Origin of the sequence: Peptostreptococcus sp. D1 (assembly GCF_900112955.1) — a bacterium.
Taxonomy (GTDB): Bacteria; Bacillota; Clostridia; order Peptostreptococcales; family Peptostreptococcaceae; genus Peptostreptococcus.
Window position 1 is genome coordinate 19,792 of record NZ_FONP01000008.1, and the last position, 14,380, is coordinate 34,171.

Here is a 14,380-nt window from a genome sequence, read left to right on the forward strand (position 1 = left end):
TAACCTCCTTAATCTAGAATCTAAAATCCCTTTCTCCATGCTCTAGTTGTTTCAAATAATCCATAGTAATAGATTTAACCTTATCACTTCTTATCCTATCAATTTCTTTTTTTATCACAAAATCTCCAACTTCAGAGGTATCATTTGATGCATAATCCAATAAATACTCCTTTAAGGTAATAAGAGAGTTTGGTTGACATACATTTCCAATTTGACCTGATTTTGCCAGACGCATAAAGCGATCTCCAGTTCTACCCTCTCTGTAGCAAGCAGTACAAAAACTAGGTACGTATCCCAATTTCAACAGCCAGTTTATAATTTCATCCAAAGTTCTCTTATCATTCGTATCGAACTGAGAAGAGTTTTCTTCTATCGATTCTTTTTCAACATACCCACCAACACTTGTCGATGATCCACCACTAATTTGCGAAACACCGATTTCTAATACTTCTTTTCGAGATTTTTCCGATTCTCTAGTAGATATTATTATACCTGTATAAGGTGCCGTAATACGTACCAATGCTACTATTTTCTTGAAAATTTTATCATTTACAGCGTTTGGAAATTCGTCCAAATCAATATCATCTGCAGGTCTTATTCTAGGAATGCTGATTGTATGAGGACCAACTCCAAACCTTGCTTCGAGATGCTCGGCGTGCATCATAAGTCCGATAAAATCATAAAGATAGTCATACAATCCAAACAGCACTCCTATACCAACGTCATCTATACCAGCTTCCATAGCCCTATCCATAGCTTCTGTATGATAATCGTAGTCATGCTTTGGACCTTTGGGATGAATACACTCATAGGTTTCCTTATGATATGTTTCTTGGAATAAAATATATGTACCTATCCCAGCATCCTTTAATTTTTTATAATTTTCTACTGTAGTCGCTGCGATATTTACGTTTACTCGCCTTATTTCTCCATTTTTATGTTTTATGCTGTATATAGTTTTTATGCTCTCTAAAACATACTCAATTGGAGAATTTATCGGATCTTCTCCTGTTTCCAATGCCAATCTCTTATGACCCATATCTTGCAATGCCATTACCTCTTTTATAATATCATCCTGAGTTAGCTTTTTGCGATTTATCAATTTGTTCTTAGTGTGATATGGACAGTAAGAACATGAATTTACACAATAATTGGATAGATACAACGGAGCAAACATAACTATTCTATTTCCATATATCTTTTCTTTTATCTGCTTTGCCAATAGAAAAATATCGTTCCATATCGATTGATCATCACACTCTAACAAAAGTGCTGCTTCTCTGTGTGAAATACCATTCATCAGTCTTGCCTTTGATAATATCTCTTCTATCATTTTTTTGTTGCCACATTTTTTTTTTGCAAATGAAATTGTATCCAATATTTCCTTATCGTTGATAAATTCCATTGCTTTTGATGATTTACTGTTGTACTCAACCATTTTTGTAACCTCCCCATTATTATTTATCTTGGAATCCTGTCTATAGACAGTAAATAATCCTCTAATTTTTTTCTTTCTTTTTTTGGCTCCAGTGTCTCTATATCATTTGGATATATTTCATATAGCTTTAAATATTTTTGAGGTGTAAGCTTGTTCATTATTACATTTGCACCACATTCAAAAACATTTCTTTTTTCATCGGAATCAATCACACCGAGAGAAGTAGTTGCTGGCAAATTCGCATAAGGAAGCAACATCCTTGTAATTGCTACAGATCTTTTCGTAAGCTCTATACTACCATGTTCTTTTTCTTTTAGTTCAGTTTCTGGATGAGGAATAAACGGTCCAATTCCTGCCATATCACATTTTAAATTCTTTAATAGTAGTATATCACTCGCAATGGTCGTATTTGTTTGATTTGGTAACCCTATCATAAAACCACTTCCAGTCTCGTAATTTAGTAGCTTCAGGCTTTCCAAACATTTAATTCTAGATGATAGATTTCCACAGGGATGAAGGAATGAATAAATCCTATCATCAGATGTTTCGTGCTTAAGCAAATAGCGATCTGCTCCACATTTTTTCAAATATTTTAATGACTCGAAATCCAGCTCTCCACAGCTCAGTGTTATTTTAATTTCTGCATTAGACTTTATTCTTTTTATTACATTTCCAAGTATCTCCCTTGAATAATATGGATCTTCACCAGATTGAAGAACTACCGTTTTATAACCAATTTCATATGCTTTTACGCCAACATCCACTATTTCATCTACACTCATCCTATACCTTGAAGCCTTTTTATTATTCTTATTTAAGCCACAATATTTACATTGCCTTTTACAAAAATTTGAAAACTCGATTATACCTCTAATATCGACATATTTGCCATGTGTATATTGATTGATTCTATTTGCACAGGAAAAAATATCGTCAAAATCATCCATTTCCAATAATTGCACAATAAAACTATCATCAACCAAGCCATCAATAAATCTTTCAGAAATACGCTTATTTCTAATCGTATCGTTTATTATATTTTTAATACAATTCGTTTTTTCATTTATCAATTTTTTGGAATATTTCATATAAAATACCTCTTGAGTAATAAAAATCGCTAAAATTTTATAAAAATTGACGAAATAAAGATCGAAAAAAAATAATATTATTTTATAATTTATCAAATTTTTCAAAAAAATCTAACAAATAATTTTATAAATAAAAAGATAAATAATAAACTTTCACACATTTCATCTCAGATCTCTCTTTAATGTCAGATGTAAAATTTTAGCACAACTAATCTCACAATATTATAATATAATTTGCGTTGTTTTTTCAATAGAAGAATACAAATTATACATAATATTTTCACGATGCTAATTTGAAAAATAAATTATAGTAAAAAAATACATTTTTTTATGTTGGGCATATGCGTTCAAATTAAAAAATGGTTCTCAAAAACTTTAGAATTCTGCAACTTTGGATGACAAACTTGAGGAATAAACTCAAGTGGAGATTTGTTTAATAAAATTCTCAGTAAACAAAACTTATTTTTCTTTTAAAAAACAAAGGATTTAAAGAAATATTCAAAAGAATTTAATAGATTTACACATATTAGAAATAGATTTCTATTATCTAAAAATGAAATTCCCACCACAATTACTTAAGAACCTGCAAAATGCAGGTTCTTAAGATAATAAAGTATCATTTTTTTGATTAATTTCTCAAAATTAAAATACTAAAAATTTTTTTTACAAAAACAGATGTTTTTCTGTTTTTATTTCAACCACCCCCTCAAAGTTTTTGGAGTTTCCTTCAAAGTTTTTAATTATCATAAAAAATCATAAACTTTTTCATAAATTCTACTAACATAACATTAAAAATCTAAGTATATCAATATTCTTTTTTAATAACATAGATATTGCAATTATTATTCCCGAGTTTCCTTCTAGAAAATTTAATCCTTTCTCCGAGAATTCAAAGTCTTCTTTTTTAAATTCGTTCAGTATTTTTTTTATTGCTATTATAACATTATTGTATATTTCATCATCTGCTTCATGATAATCATTGCTCAAAATTATGGCAATTATACTTGCATTTCCATGGCACAATATATTTTCATCTAAGCTAAATTCATCATATTCTCTACTTAAGACTTTATTTATTATTTTTTTATATTTCGTATTTTCTTTATAATCATCTACCATATCAGAAGCTGTAATCAATGCTCTTAATATACTAGCATATCCATAACACCAACTTTCTCTTTGATATTCTATTTCTATATCTTTGTTATCGATATAATCTTCAATAGATATTTGAGTGCAAATATGTTTATTACCTTCTACTATGTATCTATCATAAATTTTAAATAACTTATTTATACTTTCGTCTAAACCTAATATCTTTATATTATATTTTTTAAATTCACACAATACTACCAATATAGATATTATTCCGTGAGATAAACTTAAATTAATACTGCCATTTGGGAAAACTTCTTTATATACCTCATTATGCAAATTTTCTTTAGTTACATAAAATCTCGGATATATATTTCCATTATACTCATAGTCACTAACAATATATATTAGAAATTCACAAATTTTCTTTAATTTATGTATATTTTTTTTATCGTCATGATATATATCTATTAAATAATGTAAAACTCCTGACACGCCAACTATCAAATCATAGTCCTCTGTTTTATAATTATCTTTGCCTAAATTATCTTCAGAAAATCGATAACACTCTTCTAGCAATAAATCGTTTAGTGATTTAGAAAAAATGGTCAATATTTTTGTCTTTTTACTGAATATATTCATACTAAATGCTGTAAAGCCTAATCCAATAAACATAGATATATTCATATCATTACCAAATTCTATTTTTTGTTTTATAGCTTTTGATACATCATAGGCTATGTCTAAAAATTTTTCTTTATTTTCATCAGGTATAAAATCATATAATACCCCAATGCTTAATATAATATTCTCATAATCATATGGAGAAATAATATTATTATCATATAACTCACATACATAATCTAAATATGAAAATACTATTTTATTTATATTATTCTCAAGATATATCCCATTTTTCATAATTATTTTCTCCTCAATTTATTGATTTCCATTACAAATTCCTGATATGAATTAACTTTCTTTATCCAATCTTGATTCCAGAATTTAATTTCATTATCACTATGCCCTAAATCTTCAACTGTAGTCTTATTACAATAAAATTCTTTATAATAATTAAAGTTTTCCTCTAAGTTATAATTTGAATGCCCATAATTGCATTCTATTGATTCAATAACTTTTTTCGATATAAGATGTGACTTATAGTCTATGTCATCAATTTTTTCTATAAAATAAAATGAATCTAATACTTTTATACCTAACTCACTAGACCTAATTCGCAAAAAATAATTAGTTTCTTCTATTCCAGTAAGACCTGTAAAACTTAATACAAAACCCAATTTACCACTCATCATCATTAGGTGATTCCAATATGCTAGCCTGTCAAAAAAATTTTTCATTGCCCCTGTTATGCTATTTAAATATACTGGGCTTGCTAATATTATAAATTCTGAAGATATCATTTTCTCTTTTATAAAAATAAATTCATCTACTATACTACATTCTCCAGTGGAAAAACATTTTCCACATCCTTTGCAAAACTCAATTTTATAATCTCCCAATAATATTATTTCTACAATGTATTTATTTGTATTTTCTATATTCTTTTTTATATTCTCCATAAACTTTTTAGTCTTTGAGCATTTATTATTACTTCCAACAACAATTAAAATTTTTTTCATAATCATTTTTTATTATGAAGATGTTCTTCTTTTCTAATTAAATCTCTTAACGAATATTTAATTACTGATAAATACATATCTTCTAATAAATTCTCTCCTTTTATTCTATTACAATACATGTGTATTACAGAAAAAACAATATTATGATAGTCATTTGTAATATTATTTTCTTTAATTTTATTTTTTACTTTAAGACTTTGATGATACCTTTTTTCCAATAATGCTGAAATTTCCGAATCATATTTAAAGTTTTCATAATATATTTTTTCGAATAATTTCCTATATTTATTTCTATCTCTGTCATATATATATTTATAATTATCATCATTATCATCATTTACATACTTACATAAATCAATATACATTTTTTTCTTATTATCATAAAATGCTTTTAAGTACTCTATAATACCTATAAAAAATATATCATCCATTGATTCTTCTGAATTTAAATTATATACTTTATTTATTTTATAAATCAAACTACTATCTATACAAAATAATTCTTCAATATCATTTATAACTTTCTCACCTCCATACCTATTTACTTCTCGAAAATATGTATCTATAATTATTCTTTTTGAGATTTTATTTTCTTTTAAATAACTACATTTTTTTAAAATATTAAATATTTCTTTTTCATTAGAATTTATATTTATTCTAAACCTTATATGATATCCTATATCATCTTTATATCTAATAAAAAAATTTTTTAATCCTGTACTTACGTTAATATCCTCCAACCAAGCTAATATATCATTTTCTCTCCCCTCATAACTATATATTTTTATATATAACCAGCCTTCCTCTAATGGATATAAATCATTACTCATGTCAATACAGGACACATTTCTATCATTTTTACTATTACTTTCTAATTTTCTGGATTTAAAAGCACTAAATGTAAATTCAGAATAATATTTTCTATTTAACTCATCTTCCACCATAAATTGTGATTCATCATCATATTCATATTCCTCAAGTATTATATTTTTTTCTCTTTTAAATATTTTATATAAATAGTCATCGTTTTTAATATTAGTAATATTTAATAGTAGTCTATTATCATACTTTGTAATATATACAAATTTATTTATATTTAAAACTTTTATTAATCTATTGAGACTCTTTCTAAATAGTTCTATACTACTAAGATCAACCATTCCTTCATAAATATTCCATGTCTTTGGCCTAACAACAAAGTTTTCAAATTTTATTCTGGGAATATAAATATACCTATTCCTAACAATATAACTAAATATATTCATAGGATCTATTTCTTCATTTGTAATACTATATAAAAATTTGGATATATTAGACTTTGTTTTAACATTTAACATATCATTACTTACAAATTTTATTTTTTTATTATTATTTATATTAATTAATTCAAACTCATTATTATAATTTATACGAATATAAATATCATTCAAGCTGAGTACTTCATTTTGATTCTTTGTATTTAAACATAATGGTAACACAGAATTATTTATTAATGTTTGACTTTTTATATTTTGAATTCTTGTATTGTTATTCAATTCTCTTATCTCTGTAAAATTACTACATTCTGAACTTTCTATGATACTATCCTCACTCTTTATTTTAGATAATACTTCTCCATATTTATCTTTATCTAAAACATTTGCAAACCTATTAAACATTGCGCCTGCTCTATGTGATCCAGAATTTGGTGCAAGTATATATTCATAATTATCATTACTCATCTTTTTTATTATTATATTAATATCGAATGAATTAATTAATTCAAATGTATTTTCGTTTTTTTTCAGTATATTTAAATCATCTTTTGAGATATAAATTTCATCTTTTCCATTCTGTATTGCTTCCAATATTTTACACTCAATACAATTAATAAATTCATTACTTTCTTCGTCAAAATCACTAAAATCTATTTCGCTATCATCATAGATATTATTAATTTCAAATTTATTACTATCAAATAAATCCATTAATTTAACCAATGTATTATAACTATACGCATCAATAAATTTATATTTAAACTCTTCTATTCTTCTATTTTTTATTTTTAGTTTGTATCTAGTTATCGTATTTATAAAATCAGATAAATCAGTCTTTATTTTTAAATCTAAACCACTATTAATAGTTCTAAAACCTCTTACACAACTTATATAATTTTCATTTTGAACTATTTCACTCATTTTATTTACAATATCAACTATTTTTTCTTTATCATTTTTTTTATTATACATTTCTATTAAATCATTTATTTCTGTCAATTTTTTAACTAAATTATCATTGGGATTCAATTCTTTCATAGAATAAATTAAATCCTCTAAAGAATTTTCATAATAAGCACTTGGTAATAAATTGGTTAGAAGTACTTCATTTTGTATCAAATTGTTTATAAAATCATCTATAATTTTGTTTTCAACATCTGGATAACATTCCTTTATCTTTTTATATAATAAATCTCTACTTATAAAATTTTCTGTATTTCTTATTACCAAATCAATAAGCTTATTATTTTTAATGGAAAATACACCATATTCTTTTTTTTCTTCCATTAAATAATTTGACATTTGTATGCTTTTTATTCTATCCCCTGATTTAAATAGATTTTTATTATAACTAACTGATATATTCTTCCTTATTTCATCTTTATTTTGTAATAATATTATTAATTTATATAACCAACTTGAATCTACATTTATATGATTAAAGAAACTTTCACTGTCTAATATTACGTTGTTGCTATTACTTTCTTCTGAATAGTTTAACAAAGATACTCCTGCACAAATACCATATGGTGTTGGTCTTGAAGAAGCTCTAGATAAATAATTCTTAATAGTTTTATTTAACATAAATTTAGACTTAATATTTGTGTTCTCCTTTAAATATGTTTGATATGTCTCTTTGCTTGATATTATAAGTAACTCCTTCAAAAAACTTTTTAAATTTTTCCCTTCTATTATTTTTTCTATATTATCAATATTATTATCAACTTCATTAATAATATCTTTAAATAAGCTTGGTGTCCTTAACATAAAAAAATCTGATAGTTCATAAAATTTTTCCATATATTTTCTCCTATTTTTATTTATTTCAAAAGATGAGAGCTTTTTTTACTAATCCAAAATTACCTTCTTCCTGTTGAGCCAGGACACTGTTTTACACTTCCACAACCTGGCCTACCAGAGCATTTATTTTTAGTACAATTTCTTGTACACTTTTCTAAGCTAATAGTTATTACTCCACTACAAACGTATTTAGTAATTGTATCACAAATTTTGCCTGTTATCTTTGGTAACCCACTAACTGTTGTTCTTGGTTCTGTTTTTCTTATATCTATATCAAAATCCTCATATTTTCCCATTATATTTCCCTCCTTAATAGTACGCTCTCATCTTTTGAAGTAAATATATAATCACAAACTGTATAATATATATAGTATATTAACAAGTAAATTATTTAAGCAATGAATTAATATGCTAACAAATATAGACCTAGTTTTATAGTAAGAATAACTCAACACTAATCCCATTAAAAAATACATTATAAAAGACGTAATGTTATTTGGTATATGTGCTATACAAAATAATAAACTACTAACAAAAATAGAAATTTTTTTAAATTCAAACAAACTTCCTATTATTATATATCTGTATACTAGCTCTTCTAAAATTGGCATATATATTGACATAAACATTATTATTTGTAATATACTAAAATCATTAATATACTGTTTTATAATTTCATCATTTTGTACTTTTCCTGTTTCAACACATAATAAAATTAAATAAGATGCATAGACTATTATTCTTAATAAAATAACTCCTATTAAAATATATACTATTTCCTTTTTACATAGACTAAATTTAATTATATTATTTTTGTATAAGCTTCTGAATATTATATATAAAATTATTGATAATACAAGCAAAAATATTATCTCATTTATTCCACTTATACTTTCTGTAAGTACTAGTTGATTATTAATAAATTTCATCCGAAAAATTGGACTCATAAGTGGATACAATATAAATAACACAATAATAAATTTGTTAATATTACTTTTTTTCATATAATTTTTCCCCCTCTTTTTTATATGATTTTAATCTTATTTTTTATATATTTTCATACAAATCTCTATATATTCTACACCTATCTAGTAATTCATTATGCTTACCTTCATCTACTATTTTTCCTTTATCCATTACTATTATATTTACATCCTTTTCTACAATCTTCTTAAACCTATGTATTACTATTATCGAAATTTTCTTATCCATATATCTCATATACTCTTCTTCAATATCATTCTCTGTTATTACATCTAGCGCTGAGTTTGGCTCATCTAGAATAAACACACTAGCATTTTTAAAAAAGGTTCTTGCAATAGCTATTTTTTGCCATTGACCTTCAGATATTTGTGAGCCTTCATTAAACCAATATCCGATCTGAGAATTTATGGTATCATTCTTGCAATTAATAATATTATCTATAGAAAACTCCTTTATAAGTTTATCTATCCTATTTTTATCATTAATTCTACTAATGTCCCCCAGAGCTATATTCATAAAATAGGATGACTCATACTTAACATAGTCTTGAAATAATGCACCTATGCATTCCATATACGATTTTTTTTCTATATCTTTTAAATTGATGCTATTTATTTTTATAATTCCTTCATAGTCATCATAAAATCCCAATATTATTTTTAGCAATGTTGTTTTACCTGATCCATTTTTACCAACAATTATATTTTTACTGTGAGGCTTTAGTTTTAAATTTATATTTTTTAAAACTAATTCTTTATTTGTATCATACCTATAATTTAAATTCTCTATTTCTATACTATTTATAGATTTTACAGTAACCTCTTTTTCATTATATTTTTCGTTCTTGTTATATTCAATGAAAGAAAAAAACAAATTCAAATCTAAACTCATTTTCTTGATATCATTAATATCTTCAAGAACCAATGAAATTAATGATTTAATCTGGGTCAATGATCTAGTGTACGTTATAACATTTCCTATAAGTATCACTTTCGTAAAGCCACAATAAACTATATATACATATATTAAACCATCTATAATAGATTCCAATATTCCTGTTAATATTAAATATTTCTTGTATTTTTTTATTATATTTAAATCTATGTGCATAAACTCAGAAATATATTTAATATATTTCTCTTTAAGATAAAAAAACATTGAGTTTAATTTTATTTCCTTAAAATAATTTTCTCTAGTGCACATGTACTCAATATACCATAGTTTTCTTTTATCATTAGTTCTATTTATATTTATATGGTAATTCTCTATATTATACGCTTTCATTATCATAAATTCTAATATTGGTATTATCATTATGAGTAAAACTAACCAAACATTAAAATTAATTAATATATATATATATGACAATATTGTTAATATATTTTTACTAATAGAAAAAAATATACTCACATATGTATTAATAGATTCAGCTCCACTCTCTTGAGCTCTTTGTATTTTGTCATATATATTACTATCCTCAAAATCCTTTAAACTTAGTTCACTTGTTTTATCTAAAATAATTATTTTTATTTTTCTATTTAAAATCATTTTAAACTTAGCATTATAAATATCAATCATATTATCTTTTAAAACAGTAAATAAATCCAAAAGAATATATGTTGCTAACAACATTAATATGTACTTAAAATCATCAACATCATTTTGTATTTTATTCAAAACTGACTGCATTATAGTCAGTGATAACGCTGGTATTAGAGAACTTATAATTGTATCTATACTCATAATAAAAATATTTTTTTTATCAGTTTCTAATAGTATTTTTATTATTTTCTTTAAATTACTTATCTCATTATATTTATTCATAGATTAACTCCACCTGCTCAACTATTTGTTAACTAATATTTTAACATCTCAATTATAGCATAATGCATTTAAATCCTCAAGTACATTTTTCAGATTTTTCATTTTTTTTTATTATTTCATAAGATTCCATTTATCAGTATTTTAATACTTACATAAAAAAATATTTCACCTTAAATACAAAAAATTCTGTTTTTTCAAAAAAATACAATATTTGTGATAAAGTACTTAAATAGGTGTTTTTATGGAGCTAACAATATCAAAGTCAAATAGTGCATAACATGTGTATATAGCAAAATCTTTTAGAAATGAATATTGAAAAATACATCAAAAATAATAGAAAAATCAGTAACTACGGAAAGTCTATTATCTCGATACGATAATAACAGAGAAAAAATAATTAATTAGGAAAACAAATTACAAAACAAATAGCTATTGATAAAAAAATAATATACTAAAAGTATCTGTAATATTTTCTGAAATTTAAAAGTAGAAAAGAAGAATAGATTAGATTTAATATAGGTTATCTTTTTAATAATTTAATAACATAAACTAACGCAAATAAAAATCGGTACCTTGCATAATCCTAATGCGAAACTATGGATATCTTATGAAATATAATTAATTCCTTTGTAGCTATCTAAAAAAATTCCAATGTCAATATAAATCAAGACTTTGTAATAGACCTATTGAAGCTATGGATAGAAAAATAAATGATTTTGAAAGATACAATCAAGAGGATTTAATAGTTCTACACATATTAGAAATAGATTTCTATTCTCTGAAAATTAAATTTCCACTATCAGAAATTTTCCTCTTAAAATGAATGTTATTAGGCGACCACCTTGAAAAAAATAATAATATAAATAAAAAATCAACATTATGTTTATATTATTAATCTAAATACAATTTATTCCCAAAGTTAATAAATTAACTTTGGGAATAAATATTTTTTTATTATAAATATTTATCAATAAATTCGTTTTTTATATACTCCAAAAGGAATATTATACAAACCATAATGATAAATTTAATAATATTATCAATCACATATATTCTTTTATTATGTAAGTAAAAGAATATAATAATTATAAGTAAATTTAAAAAACCAGATATTAAAAATTTCTTCATTTTTCAAATCCTATGTGTATTTTTATAAAGTCAAATCAAAAATTTATTTTGAGTTGTCCTTGATTATTTTTTCTATTTCCTTTACTCTCTCAGGACTATCTATGGTACCTTCCATTTTTCCAACTATCTTTCCTTCACTGTTTACGAATACTGTTGTTGGATATGCAAATATTTTTTCCATATAGCTTCTGATTTCTTCATTTGAGCTACTATTAACAATCACATTCTGGTATGTAACTCCCTGCTTCTTTATGATATCTTCAGCCTGCTTTGGTTTGTTTTGAATGTCATAATTTACTCCTATGATCTTTGCACCCATTTTTTCGAAATTTTTGTTCATCTTCTCTAAATTTGGCATTTCGTCTACACAAGGCTGACAATCTGTATTCCATATATTGAGTATAGTTAACTTATTATTTTTAAAAATACTATTATCTACTTTATTTCCCATAGTATCCTTTAAATCTAATTTTGGAAACATCCCTGATTCATCAATAGCTGTAGAAGCTGTTTTCTGTCCTTCTGTACCTTTATCTGCTCCCTTATTCTGAGAGCATCCTGTAGCCAAAGTTACAACTACTAATCCACATAACATTAAGCTTGTAATTTTCTTCATTTTCATAACCATAACTCCTTTTTTATACTTACTATACTTTTTATACATAAAATTTTATTAGCACTATATTATTTTATTTATACTGCTAATTTTTATATTACTAATTTTATATTCACTATTTTTTTATTTTAATTATTATCTATAACTGCTTTGTTGTTCAAATCTATTACTCTTTTTTTGTTCGTAATATCAAATTTCTTTGAAAGTGCCTTAGTTGGACAAACACTTACACATTCACCACATCTTATACATTCAAGAGATGTAGTTGTCTTTGTAATATCTACGTCCATCCTACAAGTTTTTCTACACTTACCACAATTTACACACTTGCTCGCATCGAAATTATATCCATACATTGAAATTTTATTGAATAGTGCGTAGAACGCTCCCAAAGGACAAATCCACTTGCAAAACGGTCTATAAACCAATATAGACAATATTATAACTAAAGCAAGAATAACACTCTTCAGTGCGAACAGCTTACCAATAGCACCTCTAATACCTTCATTGGCAATTGATAATGGAATACCACCTTCAAGTATACCTTGTGGGCATACATACTTACAAAAAAATGGTGATCCCATACCTATTTTATTTGTAATCAAAGCAGGTAATAACCCCACAACCACAAACAACATGATAAATTTAATATACGTTAAAAATTTCAGTTTTTTCGTACTAAGCTTCTTTGTTGGTATTTTATGTAATAAATCCTGAAACCATCCAAACGGACATAGAAAACCGCAAATCAATCTACCAAACAAAGTTCCTACTAATATCAAAATTCCTGTAATATAGTATGAAAAATTGAACTTTGATGATCCAACAACTGCTTGAAAAGCTCCTATTGGACAAGCACCTGTCGCTGCTGGACATGAATAGCAGTTTAGTCCAGGCACGCATACTGTCTTTAGTTTACCAGTATACAGACCTCCGCTCATAAAATTTCCGACCTGAGGGTTTGTGAAAAAGGCAGCTAGAGCTTGAATACTTCCTCTTTTCTTAAAAAAGTTAAAGATATAACCTATCTTATTCATAAACTCCCTTATCCGATTCCTACACATTCCAAGCATAGTTTTATCGCCTTTGAAAGTACTGTTGCTGATTCCCCTCTATTTACTCCAATCACAACAAAGGCAGCTCCCAAAGCAAAAAAAGCTGGTTTTATTAATCTAGATATCATAATCATAAATATATAATCACCTCTCTTATATATACATTATATCACTTATTAGAGATAATTTAAATAAAGTTTATATTAATTAAAGTTAAATTTCTATAAAGAAAATATTAATATTTTATAAAGAACAGCTTATATTATAATGAGTATTAATATATTTTTTTCAGAATATTCTTTTTTATGTGTTATTTTAAATATTTTTCATTTCTCAAAATATATAATTGTTTTTTTAAACAGAGTGAGTCCCAATAATTAAAGTGTTTAAACTGACTTTTACTCAGTAAAATATTTACCAATATATATTTTACAAAATTTTCAAAAAAATATTATT

11 protein-coding genes are annotated in these 14,380 nt (G+C 24.9%); all 11 read right to left on the reverse strand.

Annotated features, from left to right (window positions below; translation table 11 throughout):
• Window positions 1-13: 13 nt before the first annotated feature.
• Entirely contained in the window at window positions 14-1,438 is a 1,425-nt protein-coding gene (gene hydG, locus BM120_RS06830) for a [FeFe] hydrogenase H-cluster radical SAM maturase HydG (RefSeq protein WP_091994367.1), read from the reverse strand.
• 23 nt (window positions 1,439-1,461) lie between these two features.
• Entirely contained in the window at window positions 1,462-2,526 is a 1,065-nt protein-coding gene (hydE, locus tag BM120_RS06835; RefSeq protein ID WP_091994369.1) for a [FeFe] hydrogenase H-cluster radical SAM maturase HydE, read from the reverse strand.
• Between the two features lie 777 nt (window positions 2,527-3,303).
• The gene (locus tag BM120_RS06840; RefSeq protein WP_091994370.1) at window positions 3,304-4,542 is read right to left on the reverse strand and encodes a lanthionine synthetase LanC family protein; all 1,239 of its coding nucleotides are present in this window, start codon (window positions 4,540-4,542) and stop codon (window positions 3,304-3,306) included.
• Window positions 4,543-4,544: 2 nt separating this feature from the next.
• Window positions 4,545-5,261: a flavodoxin family protein gene (locus BM120_RS06845; RefSeq protein WP_177187394.1), complete on the reverse strand. Its 717-nt coding sequence runs from the start codon at window positions 5,259-5,261 to the stop codon at window positions 4,545-4,547.
• A 2-nt stretch (window positions 5,262-5,263) separates the two neighbouring features.
• Window positions 5,264-8,317: a thiopeptide-type bacteriocin biosynthesis protein gene (locus BM120_RS06850; RefSeq protein ID WP_091994373.1), complete on the reverse strand. Its 3,054-nt coding sequence runs from the start codon at window positions 8,315-8,317 to the stop codon at window positions 5,264-5,266.
• Between the two features lie 59 nt (window positions 8,318-8,376).
• A complete protein-coding gene (locus BM120_RS06855) occupies window positions 8,377-8,613 on the reverse strand; it encodes a hypothetical protein (RefSeq protein WP_091994375.1) in 237 nt (78 codons plus the stop codon).
• Between the two features lie 51 nt (window positions 8,614-8,664).
• Window positions 8,665-9,321, reverse strand: a complete 657-nt coding sequence (locus BM120_RS11400; protein ID WP_091994376.1) for a CPBP family intramembrane glutamic endopeptidase — start codon at window positions 9,319-9,321, stop codon at window positions 8,665-8,667.
• 43 nt (window positions 9,322-9,364) lie between these two features.
• Entirely contained in the window at window positions 9,365-11,125 is a 1,761-nt protein-coding gene (locus tag BM120_RS06865; protein WP_091994378.1) for an ATP-binding cassette domain-containing protein, read from the reverse strand.
• A 1,171-nt stretch (window positions 11,126-12,296) separates the two neighbouring features.
• Window positions 12,297-12,875 (reverse strand): TlpA family protein disulfide reductase, encoded by a 579-nt coding sequence (locus tag BM120_RS06870; RefSeq protein WP_177187395.1) that lies wholly within the window; start codon window positions 12,873-12,875, stop codon window positions 12,297-12,299.
• A gap of 122 nt (window positions 12,876-12,997) precedes the next feature.
• Window positions 12,998-13,906: a 4Fe-4S binding protein gene (locus BM120_RS06875; RefSeq protein ID WP_242941574.1), complete on the reverse strand. Its 909-nt coding sequence runs from the start codon at window positions 13,904-13,906 to the stop codon at window positions 12,998-13,000.
• 8 nt (window positions 13,907-13,914) lie between these two features.
• Window positions 13,915-14,052: a CD1871A family CXXC motif-containing protein gene (locus BM120_RS06880; protein ID WP_091994494.1), complete on the reverse strand. Its 138-nt coding sequence runs from the start codon at window positions 14,050-14,052 to the stop codon at window positions 13,915-13,917.
• Window positions 14,053-14,380: the final 328 nt, after the last annotated feature.

Bases quoted from the DNA above. Each gene is read 5' to 3' on its own strand.
- hydG (WP_091994367.1), bottom strand. From the start codon at position 1,438: ATGGTTGAGTACAACAGTAAATCATCAAAAGCAATGGAATTTATCAAC.
- hydE (WP_091994369.1), bottom strand. From the start codon at position 2,526: ATGAAATATTCCAAAAAATTGATAAATGAAAAAACGAATTGTATTAAA.
- BM120_RS06840 (WP_091994370.1), bottom strand. From the start codon at position 4,542: ATGAAAAATGGGATATATCTTGAGAATAATATAAATAAAATAGTATTT.
- BM120_RS06845 (WP_177187394.1), bottom strand. From the start codon at position 5,261: ATGAAAAAAATTTTAATTGTTGTTGGAAGTAATAATAAATGCTCAAAG.
- BM120_RS06850 (WP_091994373.1), bottom strand. From the start codon at position 8,317: ATGGAAAAATTTTATGAACTATCAGATTTTTTTATGTTAAGGACACCA.
- BM120_RS06855 (WP_091994375.1), bottom strand. From the start codon at position 8,613: ATGGGAAAATATGAGGATTTTGATATAGATATAAGAAAAACAGAACCA.
- BM120_RS11400 (WP_091994376.1), bottom strand. From the start codon at position 9,321: ATGAAAAAAAGTAATATTAACAAATTTATTATTGTGTTATTTATATTG.
- BM120_RS06865 (WP_091994378.1), bottom strand. From the start codon at position 11,125: ATGAATAAATATAATGAGATAAGTAATTTAAAGAAAATAATAAAAATA.
- BM120_RS06870 (WP_177187395.1), bottom strand. From the start codon at position 12,875: ATGAAAATGAAGAAAATTACAAGCTTAATGTTATGTGGATTAGTAGTT.
- BM120_RS06875 (WP_242941574.1), bottom strand. From the start codon at position 13,906: ATGAATAAGATAGGTTATATCTTTAACTTTTTTAAGAAAAGAGGAAGT.
- BM120_RS06880 (WP_091994494.1), bottom strand. From the start codon at position 14,052: ATGATATCTAGATTAATAAAACCAGCTTTTTTTGCTTTGGGAGCTGCC.